The organism is Pelomonas aquatica (assembly GCF_026712205.1).
Lineage (GTDB): Bacteria > Pseudomonadota > Gammaproteobacteria > Burkholderiales > Burkholderiaceae_C > Pelomonas > Pelomonas aquatica.
Genome location: NZ_JAPPUW010000008.1, coordinates 1 through 15,813, shown reverse-complemented (window position 1 = coordinate 15,813; position 15,813 = coordinate 1). Strand labels below are relative to the sequence as shown.

Here is a 15,813-nt window from a genome sequence, read left to right as displayed (position 1 = left end):
GCGGGGCAGGGCCCGGGATTATGCGGTGCGGAGTTCGGCGGCCCAGTCGGCCACCGAGGCGAGGGAGCGGCCGACCTGTTCGGCGCCGGTGCGCAGGGACTTCAGGCCGACCTCGCCGCGCGCGAGCTCGTCGCCGCCGAAGACCAGCGCGAAGCGCGCGCCGGAGGCGTCGGCCTTCTTGAACTGCGACTTGAACGAGCCGCCGCCGGCGTGCATCTGCACGGCGACGCCTTCGGCGCGCAGCGCTTCCAGCGTGGGCAGGATGCGCGGCAGCTCGGCCGGGTCGGGCACGATGGCGTAGGCGTCCGGTGCCGCGGCGGGCGACTGCAGGCCCAGCGTCTCCAGCAGCAGCAGCAGCCGTTCCAGGCCCATGCCGAAGCCCACGGCCGGCGTGGCCTTGCCGCCGAGCTGCTCGACGAGGCCGTCGTAGCGGCCGCCGGCGCAGACGGTGCCCTGCGCGCCCAGCTTGTCGGTGACCCACTCGAAGACGGTGAGGTTGTAGTAGTCCAGCCCACGCACCAGGCGCGGGTTGATGCGATAGGCCAGGCCGACCGCATCCAGCAGCGCCTTCACGCCGTTGAAGTGGGCCAGCGACTCCGCACCAAGGAAGTCCAGCAGCTTCGGCGCCCCTTCGGCCATGGCCTGCATGGCGGGGTTCTTGGTGTCCAGCACGCGCAGCGGGTTGGCGTACATGCGGCGCTGGGCCTCCTCGTCGAGCACGTCCCGGTGCTGCTCCAGGTAGGCGATCAGCGCGGCACGGTGGGCGGCGCGCTCGTCCGGCTGGCCCAGGCAGTTGATCTCCAGCGAGACGTCCTCGCCCTCCTTCAGGCCCAGTTCGCGCCACAGCGTGCGCGCCAGCAGGATGACCTCGGCATCGACGTCGGGGCCGGCAAAGCCCAGCGCCTCGATGCCCATCTGGTGGAACTGGCGGTAGCGGCCCTTCTGCGGCTTCTCGCGGCGGAACATGGGGCCGACGTAGTAGAGCCGGCGCGGGCTGTCGCGCAGATAGCTGTGCTCGATCATGGCCCGCACGACGCCGGCCGTGCCCTCGGGGCGCAGCGTCAGGTGCTCGGCCTGGCCGTGCTTGTCGGCGCGGTCCTCGAAGGCGTACATCTCCTTCTCGACGATGTCCGTCACCTCGCCGATGCCGCGCACGAACAGCGCCGTCGGCTCGACGATGGGCACGCGCACATTGCTGTAGCCGTAGCGCTGCAGCACACCGCGCATCGTGGCTTCCAGCGCCTCCCAGCGCGCCGATTCCGGCGGCAGGATGTCGTTCATGCCCTTCACCGCCTGCAGCGGCTGGACCTTCCTGTTGTCACTCATGCGGTAGCCGTCGCGCCGAAGCGCTTCTCGATGTAGTGCTCGACCAGCGCGTGGAACTCCTGCGCGATGTTGTCGCCGCGCAGCGTCACGGCCTTCTCGCCGTCGATGAAGACGGGCGCCGCCGGCGCCTCGCCGGTGCCGGGCAGGCTGATGCCGATGTCGGCATGCTTGCTCTCGCCGGGGCCGTTGACGATGCAGCCCATGACGGCCACCTTCATCTCCTCGACGCCCGGGTATTTGCCGCGCCAGACCGGCATCTGCAGGCGCAGGAAGTCGTCGATCTGCTTGGCCAGCTCCTGGAAGGTGGTGCTGGTGGTGCGGCCGCAGCCGGGGCAGGCCGTCACGCTGGGGTTGAAATGGCGCAGGCCCAGGGCCTGCAGGATCTCCAGCGCGACGACGACTTCCTGGGTGCGCGACTCGCCCGGCTGCGGCGTGAGGCTGACGCGGATGGTGTCGCCTATGCCTTCCTGGGCCAGGATGCCGAGTGCCACGGACGAAGCGACGGTGCCCTTGGTGCCCATGCCGGCTTCGGTCAGACCCAGGTGCAGCGCATAGTCGCAGCGTCGTGCCAGCTCGCGGTAGACCGAGATCAGGTCCTGCACGCCGCTGACCTTGCAGCTGATGATGATGTTGTCCGGGTTCATGCCCAGCTCGCGGGCATAGCCGGCCGAGGTCAGCGCCGACTCGACGAGGGCCTGATACATGACCGGCTTGGCGTCCCAGGGCTGTTGGCGCCGGGCGTTCTCGTCCATGAACTGCGCGAGCAGCTCCTGGTCCAGGCTGCCCCAGTTGACGCCGATGCGCACAACCTTGTCGTAGGTCATCGCCGCCTCGATCATCTGCGCGAACTGCCTGTCCTTCTTCTCGCCCTTGCCGACGTTGCCGGGGTTGATGCGGTATTTGGACAGTGCCCGGGCCATGGCCGGGTGCTCGGTCAGCAGGCGGTGGCCGTTGTAGTGGAAGTCGCCCACCAGCGGCACGTCGATGCCCATGCGGTCGAGCTGCTCGCGGATATAGGGCACCTGCTCGGCCGCCTCGGGCGTGTTGACGGTGATGCGCACCATCTCCGAGCCGGCGATGGCCAGTTCCTTGACCTGGATGGCCGTGCCAATGGCGTCCACCGTGTCGGTGTTGGTCATGGACTGCACGCGCACCGGCGCGTCGCCGCCGACGGTGACGACGCGACTGCCCCAGGCCACGCGGGCCTGGCGGCTGCGGCGCGGTGCCGGCATGGCTGCGGGAATGATCGTTTCGCTCATCAATTCAACTCCAGACGCGCGACGTTGTTGCTGGCGCGGGCGTTCAGGTCGACCGGCGCGCCGCGCCATTCGACGCGGGTGCCGCCGACGTTGCCGACGCGCAGCCTGTAAGGCGCGGCACCGCCGAATTCCTGCTGCTCGCCCTGGCGCAGCACGCGCGAGACCAGCACCTGGCCCTTGGCGTCGACGACCTCGACCCAGCTCTCTGCGCTGGCCGTGATGCGCAGCGCCTGGCCCTCGGGCACGACGGGCGCCGAGGCCGGCTGGGCGACGGCCGGCGGCGGCGCGACGTCGCGGACCTGCAGCGGCGCCGATGCGACCGGCAGCGGCGCGGCAGCGGCTGCCGAGCCGGCCTCCTCGGGCGCCGACACCGCGGGCGGCGCGGCAACGAATTCCGTTGGCGGGGCGCTGGCGGCGACGACCGCGGACGCGGCCGGCGCCGCCGCGCCGCGCTCGGGCAGCCAGCCGGCCGGGATCCAGTAGACCGCCGCGGCGGCGATCAGCAGCAGCAGCGGGCCCCAGACGACCGGCCGGGCCAGCAGGGCCAGCACGCCGCCGTCGATGGCGCCGGCGCCGCGCTCGCGGAAAGGCTGGTTCAGGCCCGGCGGCACGTCGAACTCGCTCGTGCGGGTGCGCGGCAGCAGGGCCAGCACGGGCGCCGGGTCGACCTTGAGCGCGCGGCACATGGCTGTGGCCAGCGCGCGCGCGAACGTGGCGTCGGGCAGCTCGTCGAAGCGGTCGGCCTCCAGCGCCTCCAGCTTGGCCTGGGGCACCTTCAGCATGACGGCCAGGGCCGCGATGTGCAGGCCGCGCTGCTGGCGCGCATTCCTCAGCCAGGCGCCTGCACTGCTGGCACTGCGTTCACTGGCACGACCCTCTGGGATGGGTTCCATCGTCTCGTTCTTGTTGTCGCCGCGGCGGCGGCTGTCAGTCGTAGCGACCGGCGTCCAGCGCCTGGGTCTCGGGCGTCTGCGGGTATTTGCGGCGCAGCTGCTGGGCGAGCTCATCGACCGTGCTGGCATTGCCGAGCCGGCGCTCGATGCGCAGCTGCAGCCACAGGCTCTGCGCATTGACCTGCTCGGGCTGCTCGTTGACCCGCTTCACATAGAAGCGCGCGCGCTCCAGCTCGTTGTTGCGGAACAGCACCTCGGACAGGTTGACCGCGATGGCAGGGTTGCCGGCGTCGAGCTCGAAGGCGCGGGCCAGCGTCTTCTCGGCCACCAGCATGCGGCCGGAGCGGGCCTCGCAGACGCCCTTGGCCAGCAGCGTGCGGGCGGGCGCGCGGTAGGTTGGCTGCGCCAGGGCCTGGTCGAACAGCGCGTCCGCCGTGGGCCAGCGCTGCTGCTGGCACGTGAACCAGCCGTAGTTGTGCAGCGTGTCGGGGTCTTTGGGGTAGACGGCCAGCGCGCGGCGGAAGGCCTCCTCGGCGAGCTGGTTCTCGCCCATGGCCGCATAGACCAGGCCGCGCAGGTTCACGGCCTCGCGCATGTCGGGCTTGGCCTGCAGTGCGAGCTTGAGCTCGTCCAGCGAGGTGCTGAACTGGCCGCGCGAGAAATAGCCCTGGGCCAGTTCGAGGCGGATGCCGGCGCGGCGGTCGGCGTCGGTCTGGTCGGAGTCGGTCTTGATCTCGTGGTCGGCGGCCGGGGCCGTGCCCGTGTTGGCGCAGGCGGCAAGCAGCACGGAAACCAGGACGGGCAGCAGTCGCTTCATCGGTGTCTCGGCAGTGGTCATCCGGCGGATTTGGCCACGTTCACCGGCGCCCTGACCATGCGGATATGCGCGCGGGTGCGGTCCTGCACCTCGCCGGCCAGCTGGCCGCAGGCGGCGTCGATGTCGTCGCCACGGGTCTTGCGCACCGTCGTCACGATGCCGGCCTGGATCAGCACCTCGGCAAAGGCCTGCACGCGCGCATTCGTGCTGCGCGTCAGGCCCGAGGCCGGGAAGGGGTTGAACGGGATCAGGTTGATCTTGCAACTGATCTTGTTCTTGAGCAGCCTGACGAGTTCCCGAGCCCGCTCGGGCGAGTCGTTCACCTCCTGCAGCATGCAGTATTCGAAGGTGATGAAGTCGCGCGGCGCCTTCTCGAGGTAGCGCTTGCAGGCGGCTAGCAGCTCGGCGATGGGGTATTTCTTGTTCAGCGGCACGAGCTGGTCGCGCAGCGGGTCGGTGGGGGCGTGCAGGCTGACGGCCAGCGCGACGGGGCAGTCCTCGCGCAGCCGGTCGATCATCGGCACGACGCCCGAGGTCGAGACCGTCACGCGGCGGCGGCTGAGGCCGTAGCCGTGGTCGTCCAGCATGGTCCTGAGCGCCGGCACGAGCTGGTCGTAGTTCTGCAGCGGCTCGCCCATGCCCATCATCACGACGTTCGAGATCACCCGTTCGTCCGTGTTCTGGCGCCTGCGCAGCGAATGCTCGGCAAACCACAGCTGGGCGACGATCTCGGCCGTCGTCAGGTTGCGGCTGAAGCCCTGGTGGCCGGTCGAGCAGAAGCGGCAGCCCACCGCGCAACCGGCCTGGCTGGAGATGCACAGCGTGCCGCGGTCGTCCTCGGGGATGAAGACCGCCTCGACCGCATTGCCTGCGCCGACATCGAACAGCCACTTGATCGTGCCATCCGCCGAGACGTGTTCGGAAATGACGTCCAGGGCCTGGACGCGTGCCCGGCCGCCGAGCTTCTCGCGCAGCGACTTGGCGAGGTCGGACATCTGCTCGAAGTCCGACGCGCCCTTCTGGTGGATCCAGCGGAACAGCTGGGTCGCACGGAATTTCTTTTCGCCCAGTTGCTCGCAGTAGGCGGCCAAGCCTGGCAGATCGAATCCCAGCAGGTTGACCGTATCCATTTGCAATCTCCAAGCGCCCCACCGTCGCCGGCTAGTGTCTTACTTAGCGACTGCAGCGGAACTGGCTTTGCCAGGCCGCTAGCAGTGCCCCTTGAGGGGCCGGCGTCAGCCGGTAGGGGTGGGCTCGATCAGCGACCCGAGTAGACGTTCATGCCGGGGAAGAAGAAGGCCACTTCGACGGCGGCCGTCTCGGCAGCGTCGGAGCCGTGCACCGCGTTGGCGTCGATGCTGTCGGCGAAGTCGGCGCGGATGGTGCCCTTCTCGGCCTTCTTCGGGTCGGTGGCGCCCATCAGGTCACGGTTCTTCAGGATGGCGCCTTCGCCTTGCAGGGCCTGGATCATGACCGGGCCGGAGATCATGAAGTTGACCAGGTCGTTGAAGAAGGGGCGGGCCTTGTGGACGGCGTAGAACTGCTCGGCCTCGACGCGCGACAGGTGAACCATCTTGGCAGCGACGACCTTCAGGCCGGCGGCTTCGAAGCGGGCGTAGATCTGGCCGATGACGTTCTTCGCCACGGCATCGGGCTTGATGATGGACAGGGTGGTTTCGATCGCCATGGTGTTCTCCTGATGGGGCGTACTGGACAAAGCCTGCGATTGTAGCGGGCAGGGATGACCCTGATTGCGTCATCCACCCGGGTTTCGCGGCCTCGGCCTCGTCTCAGCGGTGCCGGCCGCCGAAACCGCCGCCCGAACGGCCACCACCGCCGCCGCCGCCCTTGCCGCCGCGGCCACCACCACCGCCGCCGCCACGGCGCAGATAGGCGTCGCCGCCGATATAGCCCATGGAGGTCTGCATCGGATCGGGCTCGCGCGGGCCGCCCTTGTTGCCGCCCTTGGCGGGCTTGTGGCTGGCCTGCTGGCTGCCGCCGGCGCCGAAGCCCTGCGGGATGCCGCGCTTGCCGCCCGTCGCATGGCGGCGGTCGAAGGTCTGCTCCAGCGGGTTGATGTGGTGCGGGATGAAGCCGTCGTCATCCTCGTCGTCGTCACGGCGCTGCACGCGCTCCTCGCGCGGCGGGCGCGGCTGCTGGGGCTCGGGCGGGCGGCTCGGGCGCGGGCCGACGCCGGCGTGGCGGCCGTCGGCGCGGCGGTTGTTGCGCTCGTTCTTGCCGCCCTGCTGCTGGCCCCTGCCCTGGCCTTGGCCCTGCTGCAGACCTTGGCCGCTATTGGACGTATGGCCCGCCAGGCGGCGGATGACGCGCACGTCGTCGTCGCCCAGTTCGACCCAGACGCCGCGCTTCAAGCCGCGCGGCAGCACGACGGTGCCGTAGCGGATGCGGATCAGGCGGCTGACCACCATGCCGACCGCCTCGAAGAGCTTGCGCACCTCGCGGTTGCGGCCTTCGGTGATGACGACGCGGTACCAGCGGTTGGCGCCCTCGCCGCCGCCGTCCTCGATGCTCTTGAAGGACGCCGTCTGGCCGTCGACGCCGACGCCCTCCAGCAGCCTGGCGCGCTGCTCGTCGCTCAGCGAGCCCAGCACGCGGGCCGCGTACTCGCGCTCGACGCCAAAGCGCGGGTGCATCAGCTGGTTGGCCAGCTCGCCGGAGTTCGTGAACAGCAGCAGGCCTTCGGTGTTGATGTCCAGACGGCCGACGGACTGCCACTTCTGGCCCTGCACGCGCGGCAGCGTGCGGAACACGGTCGGGCGGCCCTCGGGGTCGTTGAAGGTCGAGACCTCGCCGGTGGGCTTGTGGTAGGCCAGGATGCGCGGGCTGGGCGGCGAGATGCGCACGCGCACCTCCTTGCCGTTGACGCGCACACGGTCGCCGAAGGAGATGCGCTGGCCGACATGGGCGACCTCGCCGTTGACCTCGATCTTGCCGTCGGCGATCCAGTCCTCGATGTCGCGGCGCGAGCCGATGCCGGCCTGGGCCAGCACCTTCTGCAGCTTGGGCGCATCGGCATCGGGGGCCAGCACGCGCCTGCCCTCGCCCTCGCCCTCGCCATCGCCGTCGCCCGCCTCGGCCTCGTCGCCGTCGGCAGCGACGGGTTCGGGCCGCAGCTGCGGCGGCTCGCCGGCCGGGCCTTCGGACTCGGCATCCAGGCTGCCCGACAGCACATCGGCAAAGCGCGCGCCCGCGGCTTCGACCAGCTCCGGCGCCAGCGCCGGACCGGGCAGCTCGCCCGCAGCGCCGGCCACCGCCTGCCCATCCGCCTGGCGCTCTGCGCGCTCCTTGCGGTTGCGCCGGCGGTTGCGGCGGCCGCCCCGTTCGCCATCCTCGCCCGCATCGCCCTCGCCATCCCCGCCCTCTTCTTCCGCAGCGCCGGCATCTCGCGCCGGTTCGGCCGGCGCCTCGTCGGCGAGCGTGAAGATGGGGGCGGGCTGGGCGACGGCCACCGACTCGGAGGCCTCGATGGCCTCGGCAGCCGCTGCGGCCGTCTTGCGCGGCGCGCGCTTGCGGGCCGGAGCCGGTGCATCCTCGGCCGGAGCAGCCACCACTTCGGTGGCAGCGGCTTCGGCGGCCACCTCGTCGGCGGCCTTGCGGCGCGTCCGCTTCACCGGCACGGCCGCCTCGGCGGCCTCGGCCGTTTCGGGCGCAGCCTCGGCTGCGGCCTTGGCCGGCGCGCGGCGGCGCTTGGGCGCGGCGGGCGCCTCGGCGTCAGCGGCGGGAGGCAGGGGCTTGTCTTGGTCGGCGGCGTCGTTCATGCGGATTCGGGCTGGGGTTGTGGGGGCGGGTCGCTGGGGTCGGCGGGATCGGGATTGGGAATGGCGGGCGTGCCGTCGGCGCCGAACAGGCTCGGCGTGGCGGCCGCCTCGGCGGCGTTTTCCACGGCCGGCGCGTGTTCGGCGGGCGCATCGAGCAGCCGGCCTTGCAGCGCCTCGAAGGCCGGCGGTTCGCTGCCGACGTCAAGCGCCGGCAGCTGCTCCAGGCTGGCCAGGCCCAGGTCGTCGAGAAAGGCCTTGGTCGTCGCATACAGCGCCGGGCGGCCCGGCGTCTCGCGGTGGCCGATGGCCTCGATCCAGCCGCGGTCTTCGAGCTGCTTGACGATCTGGCTCGCGACGACGACGCCACGGATGTCCTCGATGTCGCCGCGCGTGACCGGCTGGCGGTAGGCAATGATGGCCAGCGTCTCCAGCACGGCACGCGAGTAGCGCGGCGGCTTCTCGGGGTGCAGCCGGTCGAGGTACTCGCGCAGCTCGGGCCGGCTCTGGAAGCGCCAGCCCGAGGCCAGCGCGACCAGCTCCACGCCGCGACCGTCCCAGTCGCGGCCCAGCTCGTCGAGCAGGCCGCGCAGGCTGTCGGCGCCGAGCTCGTCGGCGAACAGGCTGCGCATCTCGCGCAGCGTCAGCGGCTGCGAGGCACAGATCAGCGCGGTTTCAAGGACGCGCTTGGCATCCTGGGTATTCATGAACTCAACTTCGCACCCTCAATGGGTAGAGCTCTGGCGTTGCCCCGGGTCTGGACGCTTTCGATCAAGCGTTCGTCAGGCGGGCGGGGCGGGTCTTTGCTTGCACTGGGCGCGGCCTGTGGCCTTCAACGGGCCAGGCGGATGCGCCTGCGGGGGTTGGCGGCTTCCGGGAGGACTTCGATCCCGCGACGGGCTGCAGCCACTTCGGACAACAGCGCTCAGGCACGACAACCTGGGCGTATTGTAGCCTCGTCAGTCGGGCAGGCCGGCGGCACCGACTTGCGCCCAGGCCGCGGCCATGTCGGCGGGCAGCGGCGCCGCCAGCGTGATGGCCTCGCCGGTGATCGGGTGCGTGAAGCCCAGCCGCGCCGCATGCAGGGCCTGGCGCGCCAGCCCCAGCGCCGGCGCGCCGCCGTACAGCGCGTCGGCCAGCAGCGGGTGGCCGCTGTGCATCAGGTGCACGCGGATCTGGTGAGTGCGGCCGGTGTGCAGCACGCAGTGCACGGCGCTGACGGGCCGGCCCTGCCCCCCGTTCTCGACGAGGCCGACGCCGAGCGGGAAGACATCGGTGCGCGCCGGCTTGCCGAGGTTGGCGGGCGCCACGGCCATCTTCACGCGCGACACCGGGTCGCGGCGCAGTGCCTTCTCGACGACGAAGGCCTCGTCGACCCGCCCCCAGGCCAGGGCCAGGTACTCGCGGTGCACCTCGCGCGCCGCGATCTGGCGGGTCAGCGCGGTCACGGCCTCCAGCGTCTTGCCGACGACCATCAGGCCGCTGGTGTCCTTGTCCAGCCGGTGCACGATGCCGGCGCGCGGCAGGCCGGCCGCCGCGGGGTGGTGCGCCAGCAGGCCGTTCATCAGCGTGCCCGACCAGTTGCCCGCCGCCGGATGCACGACCAGGCCGGCCGGCTTGTCGACGACCAGCAGGTGCTCGTCCTCGAAGGCGAGATCCAGCACCATCGCCTCGGCGCGGAAGGCGCGGCTCTCGTCGGTGGGCTGCAGCTCGACCTCGACGCGCTGGCCGGCGCGCAGCTTGTGGGCCGCCTTCTGCAGCGCGCGGCCATCCACCGCCACGCAGCCGCGCTCGATCAGCGACTGCAGATGGTTGCGCGAGAACTCGGGCGCCAGGCCCGTCAGCCAGCGGTCCAGGCGCTCGCCATGGCCCGCGGCATCGACCTCGGCCATGCGGCGCTCCGGCGCGTCCTCGGTGGCGGCATCCTCGCCGGCCTCGTCTTCCGGGTCGTCGAGACCCCCCGCCCTATACTTCGCGCCCATTGTTCAGTGTGACAGGGCCGGCATCGCCACCCCGACTTCAGACATGTTTGTTGAGAATTTCAAGGCCGGCCGCACCCTGCTGGGCGCCTTCATGATGGCCGCCGCGCTTGGCCTGAGCGGCTGCGGTTCCACGTCCAAGGACGACCCGAACTCCCAGGCGGCGCTCGACAAATTGTATGCAGACGCCAAGGACGACCTGAACTCCGGCAGCTACGACCGCGCCATCAAGTCGCTCGAGAAGATCGAGGGCCGCGCCGCCGGCACGACGATGGGCCAGCAGGCCACGCTGGACCTGGCCTGGGCCAACTACAAGACCGGCGAGCGCGCACAGGCCATCGCGACGCTGGATCGCTTCATCAAGCTCAACCCCTCCAGCCCGGCGATGGACTACGCCCTCTACATGAAGGGCATCGTCAACTTCAACGAGGATCTGGGCCTGTTCGGCCGCCTGGCCCACCAGGACGTCTCCGAACGCGACCAGCAGGCCTCGCGCGAGGCGCTGCTGGCCTTCAGGCAGCTGATCGAACAACACCCCGACTCCAAGTACGCGGCCGAGGCGACGACGCGGGTCAACTTCATCACCAACACGCTGGCCGCCTACGAGATCCACGTCGCGCGCTACTACTTCAACCGCAAGGCCTATGTCGCCGCGGCCAACCGCGCCCAGTCGGCCGTCGCCGAGTTCCAGCACGCGCCCGGCATCGAGGAAGCGCTCTACATCATGGGCGAGAGCTACGACCAGCTCGGCCTCACGCAGTTGCGCGACGACGCGCGCCGCGTGCTGGACAAGAACTTCCCCGACAGCGAGTTCGCCTCCAACGGCGGCAAGCGCAAGAAGGCCTGGTGGAAGTTCTGGTGATCTGAATCGAACGGGCCGTCAGGCCCGTTCTTCATTGAGCTGCTGCAACCAGGCCAGCGCCTCGGCCTCGTTGGCGACGGGCGTCATCGGCGGCAGCGCCGCGCGCAGCCGGCGGCCGTAGTTCATGCCCGCCATGCGCGGGTCGCAGACCACCAGCAGGCCGCGGTCGGTCTCGGTGCGGATCAGCCGCCCGGCGCCCTGCTTCAGCGCGATGGCCGCCTCGGCAACGAAATACTCCGAGAAGGCATTGCGCCCCTCGGCCTCCAGGCGCTTCACGCGGGCCTCCACGAGCGGGTCGTTGGGCGGCGGGAAGGGCAGCTTGTCGATGACGACGCATTGCAGCGCGTCGCCCGGCACATCGATGCCCTCCCAGAAGCTGGCCGAGCCGACCAGCACCGAGGCCGGGTTGTCGACGAAGCGCTGCAGCAGCACGCGCTTGGGCGCCGCGCCCTGCTGCAGCACGGCGATGGCGTCGCCGCCCTCCTCGAAGCGCTCCCGCAGCGCGTCGGCCACGGTCTGCAGATTGCGCAGCGTCGTCGTCAGCACGAAGGTGCGGCCCCCCAGCGCGCGCGCCAGCCGCGAGGCCAGCAGCGCGACGCTGGCCGGGTGGTTGGGCTCGGCCGGCTTCGGGAAGCCGCGCGGCACATAGAGCCGCGCATGGCCCGGGTAGTCGAAGGGGCTGCCGACGCGCAGCACCTCGGCGCCGGTCAGGCCGGCCGGCTCGGTGAACCAGGTCAGGCCCTCGTCGTCGCCCAGCGTGGCCGACGTGAAGACCCATGCCTTGGGTGGACCTTCGAGCTGCTGCTGCATCGCATCGCGGATGTCCAGCGGCGACTCGACGAGGCGGGCCGAATGCGGGCTGATGTCGATCCAGCGCACGTCGCCCGGCTCGGGCTCGACGGCGAAGGCCTTGGCGAGATCACGCAGCTCCTGGGCACGCTCGCACAGCCGCGCGAAATCGGGGGAGGATTCGCGCACGGCGGTCAGCGCCTCCAGCGCGGCCGCCGTGGCCTGCTCGACACCCGCCAGCGCCGCCGCGAAGGCCGGCTGGGTCGCGCGTTCGCGCCAGCCGAGCTTGAGCGTGCCGCGCAATTCGCGCCCCGCCGTGGCCAGCGGGCCGGCCGCGGCCAGGCGCAGCTCGCGCGCCGCCTTCTCGACGCCGGCATGCAGGGCCTGCCAGTCGTGCACGCCGCGCGCATGGGCCAGGCCCTGGGCCAGCGTGTCGCGGGCGAAGTCGATCAGCGCGGCCGTGCCCAGCAGCGTGCCGAGGAACTGCACGCCGGCCTCGGCCAGTTGGTGGGCCTCGTCGAAGATGGCGATCTCGACGCTGGGCAGCAGCTCGGCCACGCCGCTGTCGCGCAGCGTCACGTCGGCAAAGAAGAGGTGGTGGTTGACGACGACGACGTCGGCCTCCATGGCCTCGCGCCGCGCCTTCACGACGTAGCAGGCCTTCCAGTCGGGACAGTCCTGGCCCAGGCAGTTCTCGCGGCTGGAGCTGACGATGGGGATGATGGGCGAGCGCTCGTCCAGGCCGTCGATCTCGGCGAAGTCACCGGTCGCGGTGCCCAGCGCCCAGCGCTCGATGCGGGCCAGGGACAGCGCCGTGCGGCGGTCCGGGAATTCGCCGGACACGCGCGCCTCCTTCATGCGATGCAGGCAGAGGTAGCTGCCGCGGCCCTTCAGCAGCGCCAGGCGCACGGGCGTGTTCAGCGCCTTGGTCAGCCGCGGCAGGTCGCGCAGGAAGAGCTGGTCCTGCAGGCTCTTGGTGGCCGTGCTGATGAGGGCGCGGCTGCCGGCCAGCAGTGCCGGCACGAGGTAGGCGAAGGTCTTGCCGACGCCGGTGCCGGCCTCGACGACCAGGGCCTGGCGGCGGCTCAGCGCGCGGGCCACGGCCCGGCTCATCTGCAGCTGGGGCTCGCGCGGCTTGTAGCCGGGATCCAGCCGCGCCAGCGGGCCGCCGGCGTCGAAGGCGGCCTCGACGGCCTGTGCAAGTTCGTCGGCGGCGGGCGGTGCGGGAGGGGTGGCCCGATCGAGGGCGTCGAGCCAGTCGTCCAGGTCAGGCTCGGTCATCGGGCTCGGTGGTGGTTTCGAGCCGGGCGATCATGTCGCGCAGCGCCAGGCGGCGCTTCTTGAGCCGCTGCAGGGCCAGCTCGTCCACGGGCGACTGTTCCACCAGGCGGTCGATCATCGCGTCCAGGTCGGCATGCTCGATCCGCAACTCGATGAGCCGCCGCGACAGCGAGTGAAGTTGTTCATCCATCGGGAGGGGTTTACGAGGGCGGGGCGCGCTGGGGCCAGGGCGGGCGACCCAGTATAGTTTTCGGCATGCCGCCCAACCCCGCAGGATTCCGACTCAACGCCGCCACCGGCACCCATCGCGGGGACCGGGCCTATCAGCAGGACCAGGTGGCCGTCGTCGCCCACCCGCGCATCGATGGCTGCATGATGGGCATCGTGGCCGATGGCATGGGCGGCAAGAGCGGTGGCCGCAAGGCGGCCGACCAGGTCATCCTGACCGCGCGCCAGCTGTTCGAGCGCTACTCGCCCGAGGACGAATCGCCCGCCGAGCTGCTCGGCCAGATCGCGTCCGAGGCGCATCTGATGATCAAGCTGACGGCCATCTCCGCCGAGGAGGAGCCGCACAGCACCATCGCCAGCTTCATCGTCACCAGCGACCGCTGCATGCACTGGGTCCACTCCGGCGACTCGCGCATCTACTGGTTCCGCGGCGCCCGCCTCGTGAAGCGCACGCTGGACCACTCCTATGTGCAGCGCCTGGTCGACGAAGGCCAGTTGACCGAGGCCGAGGCCAGCTCGCATCCGCAGAGCAACCTGCTGACGGCCTGCCTGGGCACGGTGCAGGATCCGACCTCGACCTCGGAGCGCTTCGAGGGCCTGGAGGTGGGCGACACGCTGATGTGCTGCAGCGACGGGCTCTGGCACTACTTCACGGCCCAGGAGCTGGGCAGCGTGCTGTTCAGCCTGCCGCCGCGCGAGGCGGCCGAGCTGCTGGTCAGCAAGGCGCGCCAGCGCGCCCGCGGCGGCGGCGACAACCTGTCGCTGGCCATCGTCAAGCTCGAAGTGCTGGACTGACGCCTATTGCGGCGCTGAAGCACCCGGCAGCGGCAGCGGCGCTGCCGCGGGCTTGGTCCGGCGCTGCTCGCGCGCCTCGTGGTCGGCCATGCGCTGGCGCCGGGCTTGCTCGCGCTGCCGCAGCTGCTCGCGGCGCCTGGCCGCAGCGGCCTGGGCCTCGGCCTGCTCGCGCCGGCTCTCGGCCTCGCTGGCGCCGAGGGCCCGTGGCGCGTGGGAGGCCGGCGAGGCGGGCGCCGCTGGCAGGGGCGCGGCGACGACACGCTCGCGGCGCTGACCCTCGTCCTGGGCCGCGTTGAGATCGCGCTCGCGAACACGCTGGGCCTGGGCCTGGGCGCGCGCGCGGCGCTCCTCGGCGGCCAGTTCGTGCTCGCGCTTCACGAGCGGCGCCAGGGCCGCGTGGCGACGCTGGCGCACGTCCTCCAGGCAGGAGGCGACGGCGAACTGCTGCTCGCAGGCCTGGGTCTCGCCCGCAAAGCGCTGCTCGATGGCGGCGCGCTGGGCGGCGACCTCCGCGCGGTTGGGCGACTGGCTCGGCAACGGGGCCGAAGCCGCCACGGCGGCCAGCAGAAGAACGAGGGAGGTGGTCATCAGGTCAGCGATGTGTCGACTTCACGGCGGGCCAGCGCAAGGTACTCCGCCGAGCGCATTTCCTGCAAGCGCGACACGGTGCGCGGGAACTCGTGGGCCAGCGGACCCTCGGTGTACAGAGCTTCGGCCGCCACCGCGGCCGAGATGATGAGCTTGACGCGGCGGTCGTAGAGCACGTCCACCAGCCAGGTGAAGCGGCGCGCCTCGCTGGCCAGGCGCACCGGCATCTCGGGCACGTCGGACAGGATGACGGTGTGGAACTGGCTGGCCAGTTCCAGGTAGTCGTTCTGCGAGCGCGGCCCGCCACAAAGGGTTGCAAAGTCGAACCAGACGACACCGCCGGCGCGCCGCCGCGCATGGATCGCGCGGTGCTCGATCATCAGCTTGCGGTCCTCGTCCTGGGCCTCGGCGAGCGACTCGAAGGCCCGGGCCAGCGCCGCCTCGTTAGCCTCGTTCAGCGGCGTCAGGTAGAGGTTCATGTCCTCCAGCGTGCGGCGCCGGTAGTCCGTGCCGGCATCGACGTTGATGACCTCCAGGTGGTCCTTCAGCAGCGCTATGGCCGGCAGGATGCGGTCGCGGTGCAGGCCGTTGGGGTAGAGCTCGTCGGGATGGAAGTTGGACGTCGTGACGATGGACACGCGGTTGCGAAACAACGCGTCCAGCAGCCGGTGCAGGATCATCGCGTCGGTCACGTCGGCGACGTGGAACTCGTCGAAGCAGATCAGCCGGAAACGCCGCGCGATGCGCTTGCCCAGCTCGTCCAGCGGGTCGGCGATGCCCTTGAGCTCCTGCAGCTCGCGGTGCACCTCGCGCATGAACTCGTGGAAGTGCAACCGCGTCTTGCGCGTCAGCGGCACGGCCTGGAAGAAGCAGTCCATCAGGAAGCTCTTGCCGCGGCCCACGCCGCCGTACATGTAGACGCCGCGCGGGATGGGCGGGCGCACCAGCAGCTTGGTCACCGCATTGGTGCGGCGGGCCTTGTAGGCGGCCCATTCGTCCTGGCAGCGCTGCAGCGACGAAACGGCGCGCAACTGCGCGGCGTCGGCCTTGAAGCCGCGCTCGGCCAGGGTCTGCTGATAAAGCTCGGTGACAGAGGTCATCAATCGAGTAGGGTGAGGGGTCGCCCCCTCAGCCCTCTCACACCACCGGACGTGCGGGTCCGCATCCGGCGGTTCAAGTAAAACGCTGGAGTTGCTGGTGGGTATCCACCAGCGAGACCA

At 70.9% G+C, this 15,813-nt stretch carries 15 protein-coding genes; 2 read left to right on the top strand and 13 right to left on the bottom strand.

From position 1 onward, the window contains the following. Window positions 1-18: 18 nt before the first annotated feature. The 9 genes from hisS to NYP07_RS09945 form a co-directional block, all read right to left on the bottom strand. Window positions 19-1,326, bottom strand: a complete 1,308-nt coding sequence (gene hisS / locus NYP07_RS09985; RefSeq protein WP_268149917.1) for a histidine--tRNA ligase — start codon at window positions 1,324-1,326, stop codon at window positions 19-21. Further along, window positions 1,323-2,585 carry a flavodoxin-dependent (E)-4-hydroxy-3-methylbut-2-enyl-diphosphate synthase gene (ispG, locus tag NYP07_RS09980; protein ID WP_268149915.1) on the bottom strand — a complete coding sequence of 421 codons (1,263 nt, stop codon included), beginning with the start codon at window positions 2,583-2,585 and terminating at the stop codon, window positions 1,323-1,325. Before ispG ends, hisS begins: the two co-directional genes overlap by 4 nt. Continuing rightward, on the bottom strand, window positions 2,585-3,478 hold the full coding sequence (locus tag NYP07_RS09975) for a helix-turn-helix domain-containing protein (RefSeq protein ID WP_268149913.1): 894 nt from the start codon (window positions 3,476-3,478) through the stop codon (window positions 2,585-2,587). Before NYP07_RS09975 ends, ispG begins: the two co-directional genes overlap by 1 nt. Window positions 3,479-3,512: 34 nt before the next feature. Beyond that, window positions 3,513-4,295, bottom strand: a complete 783-nt coding sequence (gene pilW / locus NYP07_RS09970; protein ID WP_268149911.1) for a type IV pilus biogenesis/stability protein PilW — start codon at window positions 4,293-4,295, stop codon at window positions 3,513-3,515. Window positions 4,296-4,312: 17 nt separating this feature from the next. Then, a complete protein-coding gene (rlmN, locus tag NYP07_RS09965) occupies window positions 4,313-5,425 on the bottom strand; it encodes a dual-specificity RNA methyltransferase RlmN (RefSeq protein ID WP_268149909.1) in 1,113 nt (370 codons plus the stop codon). Window positions 5,426-5,553: 128 nt separating this feature from the next. Next, window positions 5,554-5,982, bottom strand: a complete 429-nt coding sequence (ndk, locus tag NYP07_RS09960) for a nucleoside-diphosphate kinase (RefSeq protein ID WP_132574374.1) — start codon at window positions 5,980-5,982, stop codon at window positions 5,554-5,556. A gap of 103 nt (window positions 5,983-6,085) precedes the next feature. Beyond that, on the bottom strand, window positions 6,086-8,074 hold the full coding sequence (locus tag NYP07_RS09955) for a pseudouridine synthase (protein ID WP_268149906.1): 1,989 nt from the start codon (window positions 8,072-8,074) through the stop codon (window positions 6,086-6,088). Then, window positions 8,071-8,778: an SMC-Scp complex subunit ScpB gene (gene scpB / locus NYP07_RS09950; RefSeq protein ID WP_268149904.1), complete on the bottom strand. Its 708-nt coding sequence runs from the start codon at window positions 8,776-8,778 to the stop codon at window positions 8,071-8,073. The genes NYP07_RS09955 and scpB overlap by 4 nt, the downstream gene beginning before the upstream one ends. Before the next feature lie 252 nt (window positions 8,779-9,030). Continuing rightward, window positions 9,031-10,053, bottom strand: a complete 1,023-nt coding sequence (locus tag NYP07_RS09945) for an RluA family pseudouridine synthase (RefSeq protein ID WP_268149902.1) — start codon at window positions 10,051-10,053, stop codon at window positions 9,031-9,033. Between the two features lie 43 nt (window positions 10,054-10,096). Between NYP07_RS09945 and NYP07_RS09940 the strand changes: the two genes are divergently transcribed. Continuing rightward, entirely contained in the window at window positions 10,097-10,912 is an 816-nt protein-coding gene (locus NYP07_RS09940) for an outer membrane protein assembly factor BamD (RefSeq protein WP_268149900.1), read from the top strand. An 18-nt stretch (window positions 10,913-10,930) separates the two neighbouring features. On the opposite strand, the gene NYP07_RS09935 is transcribed toward NYP07_RS09940, so the two are convergent. Together NYP07_RS09935 and NYP07_RS09930 are read right to left on the bottom strand one after the other, a co-directional pair. Continuing rightward, window positions 10,931-12,982, bottom strand: a complete 2,052-nt coding sequence (locus NYP07_RS09935) for a DNA repair helicase YoaA (RefSeq protein WP_268149898.1) — start codon at window positions 12,980-12,982, stop codon at window positions 10,931-10,933. After that, window positions 12,969-13,172, bottom strand: coding sequence for a YdcH family protein (locus tag NYP07_RS09930; protein WP_268149896.1), 204 nt, complete (start codon window positions 13,170-13,172; stop codon window positions 12,969-12,971). Before NYP07_RS09930 ends, NYP07_RS09935 begins: the two co-directional genes overlap by 14 nt. Before the next feature lie 65 nt (window positions 13,173-13,237). On the opposite strand from NYP07_RS09930, the gene NYP07_RS09925 reads away from it, so the two are divergent. Next, entirely contained in the window at window positions 13,238-14,005 is a 768-nt protein-coding gene (locus NYP07_RS09925; protein ID WP_268149894.1) for a PP2C family protein-serine/threonine phosphatase, read from the top strand. Window positions 14,006-14,008: 3 nt separating this feature from the next. On the opposite strand, the gene NYP07_RS09920 is transcribed toward NYP07_RS09925, so the two are convergent. Then, entirely contained in the window at window positions 14,009-14,593 is a 585-nt protein-coding gene (locus NYP07_RS09920; protein WP_268149892.1) for a hypothetical protein, read from the bottom strand. Further along, window positions 14,593-15,693 (bottom strand): cell division protein ZapE, encoded by a 1,101-nt coding sequence (zapE, locus tag NYP07_RS09915; RefSeq protein WP_268149890.1) that lies wholly within the window; start codon window positions 15,691-15,693, stop codon window positions 14,593-14,595. Before zapE ends, NYP07_RS09920 begins: the two co-directional genes overlap by 1 nt. Window positions 15,694-15,813: the final 120 nt, after the last annotated feature.